The organism is Pseudomonas sp. G(2018), assembly GCF_005502415.1.
Lineage (GTDB): Bacteria > Pseudomonadota > Gammaproteobacteria > Pseudomonadales > Pseudomonadaceae > Aquipseudomonas.
This window is the reverse complement of sequence record NZ_SCOO01000009.1, coordinates 174,500-190,338: the sequence shown is the minus strand read 5'-3', so window position 1 is coordinate 190,338 and position 15,839 is coordinate 174,500. Positions and strand designations below refer to the sequence as shown.

The following is a 15,839-nucleotide window of genomic DNA, read 5'->3' as shown; positions in this document are numbered from 1 at the left end:
GTCTCCCTGAATGATTGAGCGATCAGGCTTGCGGTTCGGCCGGGGTTTCGGCGTCGGTGTCGACGGCGGGCGCGGCGGTGTCCGGGCGGGCCGATTTGATTTCCTGCAGGCCCTCGGTATTGGCGATGACGTCGCGCAACAGCTTGTCCAGATCATCGTTGCCGTCGAGTTTGGTCAGCAGGTCGCGCAGGCGCTGGCGGGCTTCGAACAGCCGCCGCAGCGGGGTCACTTGCTCGACCACCTTGACCGGGTCGAAGTCGTCGATGTGCTTGAAGTTCAGCTCGATGTTGAGCTTGCTGTCGTCGCCGCTGAGGGTGTTGTTGACCTGCAAGGTGGCGCGCGGAGTGATCGAGGAGAGCACTTCGTTGAAGTTGTCGCGGTCGATTTCGGTGAAGCGTCGTTCACTCAGTTTGGGCAGGGGCTCAAGGGGTTTGCCGGAGAGGTCGGCAAGAATACCCACCACCAACGGCAACTCCTTTTTTTCGATGGCGTCGCCGATTTCTACGTCGTAAGTGATTTGCACTCTGGGCGGGCGAACCCGGTCGAGTTTGTGCTGAGTACTTTCTGCCATGGTGGCTGACTCCGAAGCATGAGGCGGGCGCAATGCATCGGGGTGGCCCGCTCATCGCTTTCCCTTACTGGACCGTAGGTTAGAAAGGGTGGCAGATGGACCTGTCGTTCCTTTGACAAACCTTCCACATTCGGCAGGGGCGCCGAACTACCCAAGACGCTAGAACAGGTCTATAAAAATGCAAGCGAAAACAAATTCGGACTGACCAGCGAAAAGGAAAATTCATTTTGTTTGCACGAGTGTTTGCCGCGGCCTTGCTCTTGAGTCTCTGCGGGTGTTCGCTGTTCGGGCCACGGGTCGACCTCGACAGCCTGACCCTGGATGTCGCTCCACGGGCCAACGACAACACACCGATCGCCGTGGACTTCATCGCGGTCAACGATCCTGACCTGCTCAAGCAATTATCCGGCATCACTGCCCGGCAATGGTTCGCCGAGCGCGAGCAGTTCCAGCGCGACTATCGTCAGCTGATCTCGGTGTGGGGGCTGGAGTTGGTGCCAGGCCAGTTCATCGATCGTCAACCCTTTCCCCTGGAGGGCAAGCGGGCGGCTGGACTTTTGGTCTTCGCCAGCTATAACACTCCCGGAGCGCATCGGTTGCGCCTGGATGATCAGAGCGACGCCTGGCTCAAGTTCGACAGTCGCGAGATGAACCTGGTCAGTAACGCTCCCTCGCAGTAACAGCGCCAGCCGCGGTGTGTGCGGCACCCAAGGACGTCGAAGGGAATCTATGAGTCTGCTACCTGACGCGGTTTGCTGGCATGAAGGCATGCAATTGCTACCTCAGCATTTTCAGTTGCAAGGGTTGCGGGCCGAAGCACTGGTGGCGCATCTGGCGCAAGCCTGCAATCCGTGGTTCTGGGGCGTGAACCGGGTCGAATTCGATTCTTCGGCCTTGAGCGGCGGGTTGGTGCGAGTGCTGCAGCTTCAGGCGACCTTGCCCGACGGCTTGCCGGTCAACATTCAAGCCGGCGTGGGGCCGATGCTGGAGCTGGATATCGGCGAGGCGGTCAACGCCACCGACGATGCCACGGTCACGGTCTACCTGGCGATCAGCCCGTTGTGGCGTGCCGGTCAGTTGCTGCCGCTCAAGGGGCGCCTGCAATCGGTGGTTGGGGAGGCACTGCCGGATCTGACCAGCGGCGAATACCCGGAGTCGATCACCGTCTGGCGGCCGAACCCACGACTGTGCACGCAATTGAACAAGGCTGACTCGATCTGTCTGCCGCTGCTGAAAGTCCGCAAGGAGGGTGGCGGCTTCCTCGCGTTGCCTTACACGCCTCCCACGCCTTGCCTGTTGCCCGAGTCGGTGCTGGGGCGGCGAGTGACCGGGCTGTGTGGCCGGGCGCGGGAAAAGTGCATGTTCCTCGCCGGGCGTCTGCGTCAGGCGCAGCAGGCCGGCAATCAGGACGATGCGCTGGAGATTCGCCGGCAACTGACCGCACTCTGGGCGCGTCTGCCGGAAGTCGAAGGCACGCTGAACAATCGCCTGGCGACGCCGCAAGGACTATACGGTCAACTGCTCGGAATGGCCGGTGCCTGGGCGGCCCTCGATCCGCTGGCCGGGGTGCCGGCGTTTGCTCCCCTGGATTTTCTTGAGTTGCAACGCGGCTACGAGCAGGTACTCGATTGGCTGGAGAAGACACTGGAGCTGATCCGCGCCGGCTATCGCAGCCTGAACTTCGATCGCAGCGAGCAGATGTTTACGATTCAATTGCCCGACGATCGACCGAGCCAACGGTTGGTCATCGGCTTGCGCATGCCCAACGGCACCAGCGAACAGGCGGCGAGCGAGTGGCTGCGCGGGGCGATTATCGCCTCGGCGCCGCACATTGCGCTGCTCGGCCGCCAGCGCATGAGTGGCTTGTCGCAGCAGGCCATGAGTCGTAATGAGCAAGTGGCCTACAGCGTCGGCGACGACACCCGTTTGTTCGTGGTGACGGCCGAAGGTCAATGGTTCGATGCGCAGCTGCCACTGGTGATCGCGGCACCGGCCTCGAAGCTGGCCGGCAGTCCGTGGCAAGTGGTGTTGTTTGTCGCTCAGGCCAACGAAGAGGCGTGATCAGGGAAGGGGCGTGGCATGTCGCAACTCAGCGCAAAGGGTACACGAGGCCTTCAGGATGCACCGTTGAGCAGCGCTTTTCGCGATGCCTGGCAGCAATGGTTCCAGGCCTGGAACGAGTTGCCAAAGGACAGTGAAGACGATTCCCTGGTGGAGGCGGTCGTCGAAATGTCGACCCAGGCCTCCCAGCGTCTGTGGCGTACGGCGTTTGCCCGGGTCGGTGACGCCGCCACCGATCAGGTCAAGGCGCTGGTCTATGCCTTCGTGGCGCTGATCGATGAAACGCTGTTGTTCACTTCGTGGCCGGGGCAAGCGGCTTGGCAGGAAAAACCCCTGGAGTCGCGGCTCTACGCCAGTCGCCAGGCGGGTGAGCAGTTGCCGCTGGCGATCAAGGCGCTGCTGGACGAACAGGTTTCCACCACCCGCGACCTGGCCAATGTCTATTTGCAATGCCTGATTCTCGGATTCCAGGGGCGTCTGCGCGGCGAGCAAAGTCAGGTGCAGCATGAAAAATGGCGGCTGGCACTGTACACCTTCGCCTGGCAACACGAGGCCGGTTACGACGATGTCAGCGCCAGGCTGCAACAGCCGGCGCTCGTTGCGCCGGTGCAGTTGCCGGTGCGGCTGTCATTGCCCGACGGCTTGCGTCTGGGGTTGGGCATCCTCGGGATGGTGATATTGCTGACGGGCATGGGGCAGTTGTTCTGGCGCGATATCAGCCAGGAGCTTGAACCGGTATTGCAGCTGTCTGACGTTGCCGCGGAGCAAGGCGAATGAGTCCCTTGGCGATCGTGGCGTTGATCGTCGTGGGGGTATTGCTGCTGGCGGTTGTGCTGTTGGCGTTGTGGTGGTGGCGCACGCAGAGCGGCGCGGCGATTCGCAGTTTCTATATGGCCGTGCGTGCCATGGAGCAGGAGCAGGGCATTCAGGATCGCTACCAGATGCCTTGGCTGCTGATGCTCGGCAACGAAACCCAGGGCTCGCAATTGTGCCGTCGGTGGCAGCTGCAACCCACGGACAAACCCGCGTGGTTTGGACGTTGGTGGTCGGATTCCGATGGCGCTGTGCTGGTCGTTCCCCAGGCGCTGTTTTTGCCGGATGAAGCGATTAAACGGCAACGCGGTGGCTGGTGGCGGCTGTTGGGCTTGATCTTGCGCCTGCGCAGCAAGCGGCCGCTGGACGGCGTGATTTGGACAGTGCCGGTCAGTCGCCTGAGCAATGTTGAACAGGCCGCCAGCCTGGGACTCGAAGCGCGTCGGCGGTTTATCGACCTGTTGCAACGGTTCGGGCTGAGCTTGCCGGTGTATGTGGTGGTGACCGGTCTGGAAGAGTTGCCGGGGTTTCAGGAACTGATCTCGGCCCTGCCGCAAGAGGCCCGAGAGCGCACGCTGGGATGGTCTTCGCCGTTTGGTCCGGACGCGGCCTGGCAATCGCAGAACACGGATACTGCGCTGGATCAAGTGTACCGGGCACTGTCGGAGTCAATCATTGAGATCGGTGCCTTGTCCGGGCAGCTGAGCAGTGACCTGTATGCTTTGCCGGAGCGATTCGAAACCTTGCGCCGACCCTTGCAAACCCTTCTGGAACCAGTGTTCCAGGGTAACTCTCAAGGCGAGGCGCCACGCTTTCGCGGCATTTACTTCACCGCGAACGAGCCGGCGGATGCAGCGCCCGATAGCTTTTCAGCCTACGACAGCGACTTGCAACAGAACGCGTTTATCCGCCAGTTGTGGCGTCAGCGAGTGGTGGCCGAGCGCGGCCTGGCGCAGGTGGTGCCTCGCCTTTTGCGCCTGCGCCAACGCTGGCAGCGTCTGGCTGTCACGGTGTCGTTGGTGATCGGCGTGATCTGGGCGGGATGCATGGTGTGGGTCTGGCAGCAGTCGGTAAAAGACGCCCATGAGCTGGCGCGCCACATGCAAGCGGCGCAGAAGAACTTTGTGGTGGTGACTGACGATAATCACTGGCTGGAGCCGACGCGGCGCAATGTCCAGAGTTTCTGGCGGGTGCTGGAAAAGGCGCCGCGCTGGACATTCACCTCTGTGGCATATCCCACGTCCTGGTTCTCCTCGCTGGATGAACGACTGGAGAGCGAGCTGCGTGAGACGTCCCGGCGTCATTTGTTGCTTCCGCTGCAGGCGCTGCTGACGTCCGAGATGACCCAACTCAAATCCATCCGTAACACCGAACGCCGTGGCAATGTGGAAAGCGAGGACCCGGCCCAGTGGCAGAACTACGTCAAGGCCACCGAGCTGGTGTCGCTGGCGGTCAGCCTTGAGCAACAGAACCAGTGGTTCAGCCAGGCCCTGAACAGCCCCAAGGCGCCACTTGAAGATCTGGTGCAGCTGAGCAACAACGCCCTGTCGCTGAACCTCAATGCCGGCACGCTGCGGCACGCCAATTATTACAACCGCTTGTTGTTCGACACCGATTTCAAGGCCCTGGACCTGAGCATGGACCGGGCGCTGGTCGAGGAGAACTTCTCCGGGCTCATGGAGCGCTGGCTGGATCAATACTTTCTGGCCGACAACTTCGTACGTCAGGCCGGTTACCTCAAGTTGCACCTGGAACAATTGGAAGCCGGCAGCGGCAACTCCCTGACCGAACTCGAAGACTTGCGTGGCCTGGTGGATGACCTGCAAGCGCAGATCGGCCTGACCAACTCCGCGTGGGGCCGGGGCAAGGGGCAGGACCTGGTACCGGGTTATCAGGAAATGATGAACAAGGTGCGCCAGAGTGCCTTGCTTGGGCCGCAGGTGGAACAGCGCCTGGAGCTGCAAGCGTCGACCTTGCAACAGCGTTTCCGTGACCAATGGATCGCACAGTTGGGGGCACGGGGCAATCTGCTGGCGCAGCAGGGCGGTGGGCAACTGGTGTTGCAGGAGCATGTGGTGCAACTGGACAACGCGGTGCAGGCGTTGTTCAAGCGTGACTTCGTTTCCCTGGCGATGCACTCGGATCAGTCGGATGACGTGGCCATGCAGGGAGAAAACGTCGATGGCGATGACCTCAACGCGGCACTGAACTACTTTGCCAGCTACAAGAGCTACGTCGCCGAAGAGTTGCCACGTATCCCGGCGGATTATCGCGGCGCCCTGATGCAGGCTGCCGAAGGCGCGGTGGCCAAGGCCATGTGGCAGAGCATCAAGAATCATAATGACCACACTCACGCCTATGGCGTATTCAATGTGCAGGCCCCCCAGGCGATCGCGCTGCAAAAAGCCTTTGTCGAAGTGCGCCGCAGCGACCTCGCTACCCGTTTGCAAAGTGCCCTGAACCGCCGTGCCATGGCGCAGATTACCGATGGCCTGAATGAAGTGGTGGCGCAGCCGCTGTTCGGCGGGCGCGCGCAAATCAGTCAGTGGGACGGCTCGAAGAACCTCGGCTTGCAACTGTTTGGCGCCAGCGATGTGCAGGAATTGAAACTGACCCTCAAACAGCAGTTCAACACCATGCTCGGCATCACCGAACGCCGCACCTCGGCGCTGGAGTGGCTCAAGACGCAGCAACAGAACCTGCCAGCGCTGGATTACGAACGCGTGACGCAGTTCAGCGCACTCAATGATGAACTGCTCAAGTACAAGGATCAGAACCCGGCCAGTTCGCCGGCGCAGATCGAGCAATTGGTCAGCCGCGATTTCATTGACATGGACACCGGGTCCTGCGGCCAGATCCTGCAAACCGCCAGCCTGTCCGGTGGGCGCGGCACCCTGGCGATGCGTGCGCTTGATCTGCAGCAAAGCGCCATGCAGCGCTGCCAGTGGCTGCAACAGCAACAGGCTTCAGCCGCCTGGAATGACCTGGCCAATTACTTCAATCAGTACCTGGCGGATCGCTTCCCCTTTGCCAATGGCTTGCAGGTCGCGGATGCCGACCCGGCGCGAGTGCAGCATTTGCTGGAATTGATCGACAAGCGCCTGCCGGTGGCCCAGGCCGGCTTGCAACTGAACCAGACCCCCGAACGACTGGCCGCCGAGGATTTTCTCAACCGCCTGAAACAGGCCAGCACCTGGTTGGGGCCGATGTTCCTTCGGGACAAGAGCGGCATCCTCGGGGTTGAAATGGATGTGCGCTGGCGTACCGATCGTGATGAAGAGCGGGGTGCCGATCAGGTGATTGCCTGGAGCCTGATCGCTGGCAACCAGCAGGTCAGCTACCCCGGTGAACCGCAACCGAACCTGCGCTGGATGGTCGGCCAGCCGATCCGCCTGACCTTGCGTTGGGCACGCAATGGCTCCCAGCGCCCGGCCAACGATCCGTTGCAACCGACCCTGGTCGTGCGCGACCTGGAGGCTGCTTGGGAGTACAGCGGTCCCTGGTCGTTGTTGCGCCTGATGCGCACGCACTTTTCCGTACAGCGCCAGCCGAACGTGGACTACACGGAGTTCCCGCTGAGCTTGCGCCTGCCGGTCACGGCACAACCCAACGTAACCTCCGGACAAACCCTGATGTTTGTCCGCCTGTCGCTAATGAGCCAAGGCTCGAAGTTGCCCTTGTCGATTCAACCGCCGCCAACCCGGGCTCCGCGTTCGCCATTTGCGTTCACGGGGACAACCGCCGTCAATTCGCTGCAGGAGGAGGGCTTGTGAGCCTGCCATCAACGTCACTGTCGCAACGGATCAGCCAACTGCTGGAACCGATCAGCACCGAGGCTCCCTGTGGGCAGGATCTGCGCTACGAGCGTGAATTCGACCTGTTGCGTGAAATGCGCCGCGAGGACGACACCAGCCTGCCCACCGGAGTATGGCAATCGTCGATCAAACGGGCGCAATGGACAGAGGTGGAAGCGCTGGCGACGAGCCTGTTGCGCGAGCGTAGCAAGGATCTGATGCTCAGCGCCTGGCTGGGGGAAGCCTGGTTGCATCAGTCCGGGCTTGAGGGATTGCCTGACTGTCTGGCGCTGGTGGCCGGGCTGTGTGAACGCTATCCGCAACAGCTTCACCCACAGGCCGAGGACGGCGATCAGTCCTGGCGAGTGATTCCTCTGGAATGGCTGGTGCGGCGCTACAGTGAAGTGCTGTTGACCCGGGTGCCACTGTTCGAGTCCGGCAACAGCGAGTTCGAGGCTTTTTGCCTCGACAGTTGGCGACGCTTGCAGCTGCAACAGGTCCAGGGCAACGACAGCAAGGGAGCCAAGGCTTCGGCGGAAAACGCGCGCAGCGAACAGAAAAAACTCGTCGAGCAGGTCCGCGCAGCGCCTTTGTCCTCCTGGTTGCGCAAACAGGACAACCTGCAGCTCAGTCTGCAACAACTGCAGCGGCTCCAGGACTGGAGCGATCAGCAACTTGGCGATCAGGGGCCGGGGTTTCGCCCCTTGCAAGACATCATTGAAGCGTTGTTGACGCTGGTTCGGGAGTTCATCGCCATGCAGCCAAGACAGCCAGCCCCACCTTCCGTAGACGCTGCACCGGCCGCAAGGGTGCAACCGCAGCCCGACTCACCTGCAACGCCAGTACCACCGGTGTTTCGCGAGCCGGCCAGTCGCGAGGAAGCTTATCGGCAACTTCTGGTCATTGCCGACTATCTGTCGCGTACCGAGCCCCACAGCCCCGTGCCGTATCTGATTAAACGAGGCGTGGAGTGGGGCAACAAGCCGTTGAGCGAGTTGTTGGGTGAGTTGATCAGCGCCGACGCCGAGTCCCGCCGACTGTGGACACTGCTCGGCGTCCTTTAATGGACCCGCACATTGACGCTCGGCAGCGGCAGCTCGATGGGTGTCAGCACCGGTTGACCGGCGAAAAACGCCACCAGATTCTTGCCCACCAACTCCACGGTACCTTGGGTCGCTTCTGGCGACAGGCCGGCGACATGGGGTGTGAGGACCACATTGTTCAGGACTTTCAGGGCGTCCGGCACCTGCGGCTCGGCATCGAATACATCCAGCGCGGCACCGGCGATCCGTCGTTGTTCCAGTGCGGTGATCAGGTCGGCGGTCGCCACCACGCTGGCCCTGGCAATGTTGACGAGAAAGCCCTTCGGCCCGAGCGCGTCGAGTACCTGGCGGTTGATCAGGTGTTTGGTGCCAAGGCCGCCAGGGGTGGCGACGATCAGGAAGTCCGAGGCGCGTGCCAGTTCCGTGGGGGTCGAACAGAAGTCGTAGGGCACGTCGCTACGATGCTGGCGGTTGTGGTAGCACACACGCATGTCGAAGCCTGCGGCGGCGCGCTTGGCAATGGCCATGCCGACAGCGCCGAGGCCGAGAATGCCCAAGTGTTTGCCGGCGAGGGACGGGCGCATGATTTTTGGCCACTCGCCCCGGCGCACGGCGGCATCGCAGCGCGGCACATCACGCACCAGTGACAGCAGCAGGGCCATGGCGTGGTCGGCCACGGACGAGGCATTGACGCCGGCGCCATTGGTGACAGCGATGCCTCGGTTGGCGGCCGCTTGCAGGTCGACCATTTCATAGCCGGCGCCGATCACGCAGATGATCTTCAGGTTAGGCAGGGCGGCAATTTCGTCGGTATACAGGCCCAGCGGGCCGCGGGTCAGAACGGCATCGATCCGGGTGCCGTGGCGGCTGATGGCTTCGGCGCGCTCGGCGGGGGTCGGGGCAAGGATCAGGTGGAAACCCTGATGTTCGAGGATCGGCAGGTAATCATTGATGGTTTCAACCAGTACCAGAACGGTTGCGGGCATGCTTGGCTCCTGTGGGCAGCAGATATCGGGCTCGAACGTCGCTTGAAAGTGCTGGCTCCGGGGCGTTTTGGCAACGCTATCTTCGCAGCCGCGTCTCTCAGTGTAGGAGCTGGAGCGGCCTGCGATTGTTTTCTATGACACTGAATATTCAGGTTGGGGTAGGGTCATGGCTTTTGCGCTGTCAGAAAGCTGAGCGCAGCCTCGAGGATTTCATCGGACAAGGCCTCGCCCCGGGTGGCCCGGGCCAGTGTCAGGGCGCCGACCATCATCGAATACTGCACCAGCGCCTGTTGCCGGTTTTCGCTGGCATCGTCCGAATCCATCAGTTTGCCAAACGAATCGAGCAGTCGGTTCAGACCCTCCATGAACGGCTCGCGCAGGCCGCTATCGGCGGTTTCGTGGCACATGTCGCCGGCGAAGGCCACCACCGGGCAGCTGTCACCGGGGTTGTCGCGGCTGTGGGCGGACAGGTACGGCTCAATCAGTGCGCGGCGCGCAGCGGCTTTGTCGTCGGTGGTGGAGATGCGTTCCCGCCAGCGTGCACCCACTTCTTTGAATACCCGTTCGCTGGCCTCTTTGGCCAAGGCCTCCTTGGACTCGAAGTGACCATAGAAGCCGCCATGGGTCAGGCCGGCCGCGGCCATCACATCGACGACGCTGATCCCATGCAGGCCGCGCTCGCGGAACAGCCGGGTAGCGGCGTCGACAATGGTTTCGCGATTGAGGTCGGCTTGCTTGCGGGAAACTCGGGGCATTGGCGGCTCACAGGTAATAGGGTTGAAAAATCAGAGGGCGTACTGGGCAATGCCGTTGTCGAACGACCAGTTTTCCTTCTTCACTTTCACCAGATTAATGAAAACATCTTCCAGGCGCACCGACAGTTCCGTGTTCAGGCTTTCGGCGATGGTTTTATACAACAGTTTCTTCTGCTCGACGGTACGGCCTTCGCTGAGGGTGATCTGGATGATGACCAGCTTGTCGCTGCGCGGGATGCCCAGGTAGTTCGGATCGAAAACGAAATGATGCTCGTCGTGTTCGCGGAGGATCTGGAAGTTATCGTCCCTGGGCACGCCAATGGTGCTGTGCATGGCGGCGTAGATCAGCTCGCCAATGCGTTTGGCGTAGGTGGGGTCATGCTGCTTTTTGATTTCGACGCGAACCAGTGGCATGGAGTGACCCCAGATCGAAGACAGGTTGTTTAAAAATACATGATGATAGACCTTTATCAAGTGTCCATCGTCGGGTGGCGTTGATTGCGACCCCCCACCCCTGTAGGAGCGAGTTCGCTCGCGAGAAACCCGAGAGCACCGCGGGGTGTCTGGTTTCCAGCGTTATCGTTAACGACCATCGCGAGCAGAGCTCGCTCCTACAGAGGCGCAGGGAGTCCGGGGTGCAACCTGGTACCACCGTTCCTCACCTAAGTCTTTGCTTCTGTTCACTAATCCCGGACAATCGCGCCCCTGTTTCGGCCGGGCGCTGCCTGTCGGGTATTCCGACGCGTTCTGGCCGGGTGGCAAGTGACCGGAATGTGGAGATCCCACCGGATGAATGATCAGGCCAATAGCGTTAACGAACGCTATGTAGCAGCGACACCCGCAACCCTTTCGAGCTGGAATCGCCAAGACACCACCTGGATGCTGGGCCTGTTTGGCACGGCGATTGGTGCAGGCACCCTGTTTTTACCGATCAACGCGGGTCTGGGCGGCTTTTGGCCGCTGCTGATCCTTGCGCTGCTGGCGTTCCCGATGACCTTCTACGCACACCGTGGCCTGACCCGCTTCGTGCTGTCCGGCCGTGAAGGCGCTGACATCACCGAAGTGGTGGAAGAGCATTTCGGTCTCAAGGCCGGCGCGCTGATCACCTTGCTGTACTTCTTCGCGATCTTCCCGATCCTGCTGATCTACAGCGTGGCCCTGACCAACACCGTGGGCAGCTTCCTCGAACATCAACTGCACATCATGCCGCCGCCACGCGCGGTGCTGTCGTTCGTGTTGATCCTCGGCCTGCTGGCGGTGGTGCGTTGCGGTGAGCAAGTGATCGTCAAGGCCATGAGCCTGATGGTTTACCCGTTCATCGTCGCGTTGCTGTTCCTGGCGGTGTTCCTGATTCCGCACTGGAACGGCGGCATCCTGACCACGGCCAGCACGCTGCCTGAGCCGTCGGCGTTGCTGCGCACCCTGTGGCTGGCGATCCCGGTGATGGTGTTCTCGTTCAATCACTCGCCGATCATCTCGGCGTTCGCGGTGGACCAGAAACGTCGTTACGGCGACCACGCCGAGCAGCGCAGCTCGCAGATTCTGTCCCGCGCCCACGCCTTGATGGTGGTGATGGTGCTGTTCTTCGTCTTCAGCTGCGTGCTGACCCTGTCGCCGGCACAACTGGCCGAAGCGAAAGCGCAGAACCTGTCGATCCTGTCGTACCTGGCCAACCACTTCAGCAATCCGACCATCGCCTTCGCGGCGCCGTTGATTGCATTCGTGGCCATTTCCAAGTCGTTCCTGGGGCACTACATCGGCGCCAGCGAAGGCCTGAAAGGCTTGATCTTAAAAAGCGGCAAGCGTCCGGCGGCCAAGACCCTGGATCGCATGACCGCGGCATTCATGCTGGTGGTGTGCTGGATCGTCGCGACACTGAACCCGAGCATCCTCGGCATGATCGAAACCCTGGGCGGCCCGGTGATCGCGGCCATCCTGTTCCTGATGCCGATGTACGCCATCCGCAAGGTACCGGCCATGGCGCGCTTCCGTGGTCAGGCGTCGAACGTGTTTGTGGTGGCAGTGGGGCTGGTGGCGATTTCGGCGTTGATCTATTCGCTGAGTGCCTGATAAGTCCTGCGGGGCTTTGAGTCCGTTTTCGCGGGCAAGCCACGCTCCCACAGGGTTTGCGCTGTACCTGTGGGAGCGTGGCTTGCCCGCGATGAACGATTACGCGGTGTTCCTGAAGGCATAAAAAAACGCCGCTCATCTCACGATGGGCGGCGTTTTTTATTGCGTTGCAGCGTTAGGCTTGAACGACCGGGATGTTGGCGTTCGCAGCAGCTTCACGGAACTCGGCGATCTGGTCGAAGGACAGGTAGCGGTAGACATCGGCCGCCATGCTGTCGATCTTGCCAGCGTATTCCATGTACTCCTCGACGGTCGGCAGGCGACCCAGGATGGAAGCCACGGACGCCAGCTCGGCCGAAGCCAGGTAGACGTTCGCGCCGTCACCCAGACGGTTCGGGAAGTTACGGGTCGAAGTCGACACAACGGTCGAGTTCGGCTCTACGCGTGCCTGGTTACCCATGCACAGCGAGCAGCCCGGCATTTCCATGCGCGCGCCGGCCTTGCCGTAGATGCCGTAGTAGCCTTCTTCGGTCAGCTGGTGAGCGTCCATCTTGGTCGGCGGCGACAGCCACAGACGGGTTGGCAGCTGACCCTTGACCTGATCCAGCAGTTTACCGGCAGCGCGGAAGTGACCGATGTTGGTCATGCACGAACCGATGAACACTTCGTCGATCTTCTCGCCAGCAACGCTGGAAAGCAGACGAGCGTCGTCCGGGTCGTTCGGCGCGCAGAGTACTGGCTCCTTGACGTCGGCCAGGTCGATCTCGATGACTTCGGCGTATTCGGCGTCCTTGTCCGCTTCCAGCAGCTCAGGGTTGGCCAGCCAGGCTTCCATCGCTTGAGCGCGACGTTCCAGGGTGCGGGCATCGCCGTAGCCTTCGCCGATCATCCAGCGCAGCAGGGTGATGTTCGACTTCAGGTATTCGGCGATCGACTCTTTGGACAGCTTGATGGTGCAACCGGCAGCCGAACGTTCGGCCGAGGCGTCGGACAGTTCGAAGGCTTGCTCGACGGTCAGGGTTTCCAGACCTTCGATCTCCAGGATGCGGCCGGAGAAGGCATTCTTCTTGCCTTTCTTCTCGACGGTCAGCAGGCCTTTCTGGATCGCGTAGTAAGGGATGGCATGAACCAGGTCACGCAGGGTGACGCCTGGTTGCAGTTTGCCCTTGAAGCGGACCAGGATCGACTCAGGCATGTCCAGCGGCATGACGCCGGTGGCGGCGGCGAACGCGACCAGGCCGGAACCGGCCGGGAACGAGATACCGATCGGGAAACGGGTGTGGGAGTCACCACCGGTGCCGACGGTGTCCGGCAACAGCATGCGGTTGAGCCACGAGTGGATGATGCCGTCGCCCGGACGCAGGGAAACGCCGCCACGGGTCATGATGAAGTCAGGCAGGGTGTGGTGGGTGGTCACGTCGATCGGCTTTGGATAGGCCGCGGTGTGGCAGAAGGACTGCATCACCAGATCGGTCGAGAAGCCCAGGCACGCCAGGTCTTTCAGTTCGTCACGGGTCATCGGACCGGTGGTGTCCTGGGAGCCCACGGTGGTCATCTTCGGTTCGCAGTAGGTGCCCGGACGGATGCCGGTCACGCCGCAAGCCTTGCCGACCATTTTCTGCGCCAGGGTGTAGCCCTTGGTGCTTTCAGCCGGTGCTTCAGGCTTCTTGAACAGGTCGGAAGGTGGCAGACCCAGCTCGGCACGAGCCTTCTCGGTCAGGCCGCGGCCGATGATCAGCGGAATACGGCCGCCGGCGCGAACTTCGTCCAACAGGACCGGAGTCTTCATTTCGAAGGTGGTCAGGACTTCGTCGGTGCCGTGCTTGCAGACTTTGCCAGCATGCGGGTACAGGTCGATCACGTCGCCCATGTGCATGTTGGAGACGTCGAATTCGATTGGCAGTGCGCCGGCATCTTCCATGGTGTTGTAGAAGATTGGAGCGATCTTGCTGCCGAAGCAGAAACCGCCGGCACGCTTGTTCGGCACGTAAGGAACGTCGTCGCCGAAGAACCACAGTACAGAGTTGGTGGCCGATTTACGCGAAGAACCGGTACCGACCACGTCGCCGACGTAGGCGATCGGGAAGCCGGAATTGCGCATTTCTTCGATCTGCTTCATCGGACCGGTGACGCCTTGTGCGTCAGGCACGATGCCGTCGCGAGCCATTTTCAGCATGGCCAGGGCGTGCAGCGGGATGTCCGGGCGGGACCAGGCATCAGGAGCAGGGGACAGGTCGTCGGTGTTGGTCTCGCCAGTCACCTTGAATACGCGCAGGCTGATCTTGTCGGCCAGGGTAGGGCGGTTCTTGAACCACTCGCCGTCAGCCCAGGATTGCAGTACGCCTTTGGCGTGAACGTTGCCGTTCTTGGCTTTTTCAGCCACGTCGTGGAAGGCATCGAACATCAGCAGGGTGTGCTTGAGTTCTTCGGCGGCCACTGGCGCCAGTTCGCCGTCGTCCAGCAGGTTCACCAGGGTCACGATGTTGTAGCCGCCCTGCATGGTGCCGAGCAGTTCAACAGCGCGCTTCTTGTCGATCAGGGGGGATTTGGCTTCGCCTTTGGCGATGGCGGACAGGAAGCCGGCCTTTACATAGGCGGCTTCGTCCACTCCAGGTGGAACGCGATTGGTGATCAGGTCAACGAGGAAAGCTTCTTCGCCAGCCGGGGGATTTTTCAGCAGCTCGACCAGGCCTGCAGTTTGTTCGGCGTTAAGCGGCTGGGGAACGATACCCAGTGCTGCACGCTCTTCGATATGTTTGCGGTAGGCTTCAAGCACAGTTATTACCCTCATCAGTGGTCCCAAATGGGTGTCCGGGACGCTCATCCCGAAATTGCCGTACTCATGCGCTGCATGGCGTTGTGAGCCACTTAGCCAGAATTACCGACAATTCCTTACAGAAGCTGCTTTCAAAGTTTTACGCCTGCAGAACGGGAGCTGATGAGGGTTGGCGTCGGATTCTTCCCCGCTGGAAAAAACCTTCGCCAACACCGCTCTGAAGGAACGACTGTGCTCGTGACGCTTTGAAAACAGCTTCTAACGGACATTGGCGCCTAAAAAGGCTGGCTGATTCTACGGCAAAAAAAAATTAAAGGTAAGTCAGGCTCTATTGGACTTTGGTGGCGAACAGCCTCGGGAGTGCGACAGAGCCTCAAGCGCTGAACTTTGAGGGGTGATCAATACCGGACAAAGGGCTAACATGCCGGCCTGTTTTGCTTTTTCGTGTTCTGCCTACCTATGCCCAATCAGACCATCAAGACCCCCTGCGTCGGCCTTTGCTCCACTGTCTACGGTGACCTGGTGTGCCGTGGCTGCAAGCGTTTCCACCATGAAGTGATTCACTGGAACGGTTACAACGAAGAAGAAAAACGTGCGGTATGGCTTCGTCTGGAGCAGCTGTTGTCCCAGGTGATGGCGGCCAAGGTCGAGATTTTCGATGCGTCGCTGCTCAGAACCCAGCTGGAGCAGCGCAAGATCCGCTTCGTGCCGCATCAGTCGGCCTATTGCTGGGCGTACCAATTGATCGCCCGGGGCGCGCGGGTCATCAATAACCTGGAAGCCTACGGGATGGTTTTGTTGCCGGAGTTCCGTGACTGGAACCTGCCGGTATTGCGCGATGCCATTGATCGGGAGTTTTTTCTGCTGTCCGAGGCGCATTACCAGCGATATATCGCCCCAGGATTTCTCAAGGATGCGTTTGGCGGCTGATTTTTAGAAGCTTCGCGAGCAGGCTCGCTCCACAGGGAAA

Annotated in this window: 12 protein-coding genes; 7 read left to right on the top strand and 5 right to left on the bottom strand. The window is 61.0% G+C overall.

Annotated features, from left to right (window positions below; genetic code table 11):
- Nucleotides 1-22: 22 nt before the first annotated feature.
- Entirely contained in the window at nt 23-571 is a 549-nt protein-coding gene (gene tssB / locus FFS64_RS12345) for a type VI secretion system contractile sheath small subunit (protein WP_137805610.1), read from the bottom strand.
- A gap of 227 nt (nt 572-798) precedes the next feature.
- Between tssB and FFS64_RS12340 the strand changes: the two genes are divergently transcribed.
- The 5 genes from FFS64_RS12340 to tssA are packed head-to-tail and all read left to right on the top strand — an operon-like array spanning nt 799 to nt 8,303.
- Entirely contained in the window at nt 799-1,251 is a 453-nt protein-coding gene (locus FFS64_RS12340; RefSeq protein WP_137805609.1) for a type VI secretion protein, read from the top strand.
- Nucleotides 1,252-1,300: 49 nt separating this feature from the next.
- On the top strand, nt 1,301-2,632 hold the full coding sequence (gene tssK, locus FFS64_RS12335) for a type VI secretion system baseplate subunit TssK (RefSeq protein ID WP_137805608.1): 1,332 nt from the start codon (nt 1,301-1,303) through the stop codon (nt 2,630-2,632).
- An 18-nt stretch (nt 2,633-2,650) separates the two neighbouring features.
- Entirely contained in the window at nt 2,651-3,409 is a 759-nt protein-coding gene (locus tag FFS64_RS12330; RefSeq protein ID WP_137805607.1) for a DotU family type IV/VI secretion system protein, read from the top strand.
- Nucleotides 3,406-7,218, top strand: coding sequence for a type VI secretion protein IcmF/TssM N-terminal domain-containing protein (locus tag FFS64_RS12325; RefSeq protein WP_137805606.1), 3,813 nt, complete (start codon nt 3,406-3,408; stop codon nt 7,216-7,218). Before FFS64_RS12330 ends, FFS64_RS12325 begins: the two co-directional genes overlap by 4 nt.
- Nucleotides 7,215-8,303: a type VI secretion system protein TssA gene (gene tssA / locus FFS64_RS12320; RefSeq protein ID WP_137805605.1), complete on the top strand. Its 1,089-nt coding sequence runs from the start codon at nt 7,215-7,217 to the stop codon at nt 8,301-8,303. The genes FFS64_RS12325 and tssA overlap by 4 nt, the downstream gene beginning before the upstream one ends.
- Here tssA and FFS64_RS12315 read toward each other — a convergent pair.
- The 3 genes from FFS64_RS12315 to FFS64_RS12305 form a co-directional block, all read right to left on the bottom strand.
- Nucleotides 8,300-9,268 (bottom strand): 2-hydroxyacid dehydrogenase, encoded by a 969-nt coding sequence (locus FFS64_RS12315; RefSeq protein ID WP_137805604.1) that lies wholly within the window; start codon nt 9,266-9,268, stop codon nt 8,300-8,302. The two genes, tssA and FFS64_RS12315, sit on opposite strands and share 4 nt — an antisense overlap.
- A gap of 164 nt (nt 9,269-9,432) precedes the next feature.
- Nucleotides 9,433-10,023: a TetR/AcrR family transcriptional regulator gene (locus FFS64_RS12310; protein ID WP_137805603.1), complete on the bottom strand. Its 591-nt coding sequence runs from the start codon at nt 10,021-10,023 to the stop codon at nt 9,433-9,435.
- A 30-nt stretch (nt 10,024-10,053) separates the two neighbouring features.
- Complete coding sequence (locus tag FFS64_RS12305) at nt 10,054-10,437, bottom strand: tautomerase family protein (RefSeq protein WP_137805602.1); 384 nt, start codon at nt 10,435-10,437, stop codon at nt 10,054-10,056.
- 375 nt (nt 10,438-10,812) lie between these two features.
- Here FFS64_RS12305 and FFS64_RS12300 point away from each other — a divergent pair, with 375 nt between their 5' ends.
- Nucleotides 10,813-12,093: a serine/threonine transporter gene (locus FFS64_RS12300; RefSeq protein ID WP_137805601.1), complete on the top strand. Its 1,281-nt coding sequence runs from the start codon at nt 10,813-10,815 to the stop codon at nt 12,091-12,093.
- A 175-nt stretch (nt 12,094-12,268) separates the two neighbouring features.
- On the opposite strand, the gene acnB is transcribed toward FFS64_RS12300, so the two are convergent.
- Nucleotides 12,269-14,869 (bottom strand): bifunctional aconitate hydratase 2/2-methylisocitrate dehydratase, encoded by a 2,601-nt coding sequence (gene acnB / locus FFS64_RS12295; protein WP_137805644.1) that lies wholly within the window; start codon nt 14,867-14,869, stop codon nt 12,269-12,271.
- Nucleotides 14,870-15,328: 459 nt separating this feature from the next.
- Here acnB and FFS64_RS12290 point away from each other — a divergent pair, with 459 nt between their 5' ends.
- Nucleotides 15,329-15,799, top strand: coding sequence for a DUF1289 domain-containing protein (locus FFS64_RS12290; protein WP_137805600.1), 471 nt, complete (start codon nt 15,329-15,331; stop codon nt 15,797-15,799).
- Nucleotides 15,800-15,839: the final 40 nt, after the last annotated feature.

Bases quoted from the DNA above. Each gene is read 5' to 3' on its own strand.
- tssB (WP_137805610.1), bottom strand. From the start codon at position 571: ATGGCAGAAAGTACTCAGCACAAACTCGACCGGGTTCGCCCGCCCAGA.
- tssK (WP_137805608.1), top strand. From the start codon at position 1,301: ATGAGTCTGCTACCTGACGCGGTTTGCTGGCATGAAGGCATGCAATTG.
- FFS64_RS12330 (WP_137805607.1), top strand. From the start codon at position 2,651: ATGTCGCAACTCAGCGCAAAGGGTACACGAGGCCTTCAGGATGCACCG.
- FFS64_RS12325 (WP_137805606.1), top strand. From the start codon at position 3,406: ATGAGTCCCTTGGCGATCGTGGCGTTGATCGTCGTGGGGGTATTGCTG.
- FFS64_RS12315 (WP_137805604.1), bottom strand. From the start codon at position 9,268: ATGCCCGCAACCGTTCTGGTACTGGTTGAAACCATCAATGATTACCTG.
- FFS64_RS12310 (WP_137805603.1), bottom strand. From the start codon at position 10,023: ATGCCCCGAGTTTCCCGCAAGCAAGCCGACCTCAATCGCGAAACCATT.
- FFS64_RS12305 (WP_137805602.1), bottom strand. From the start codon at position 10,437: ATGCCACTGGTTCGCGTCGAAATCAAAAAGCAGCATGACCCCACCTAC.
- FFS64_RS12300 (WP_137805601.1), top strand. From the start codon at position 10,813: ATGAATGATCAGGCCAATAGCGTTAACGAACGCTATGTAGCAGCGACA.
- FFS64_RS12290 (WP_137805600.1), top strand. From the start codon at position 15,329: ATGCCCAATCAGACCATCAAGACCCCCTGCGTCGGCCTTTGCTCCACT.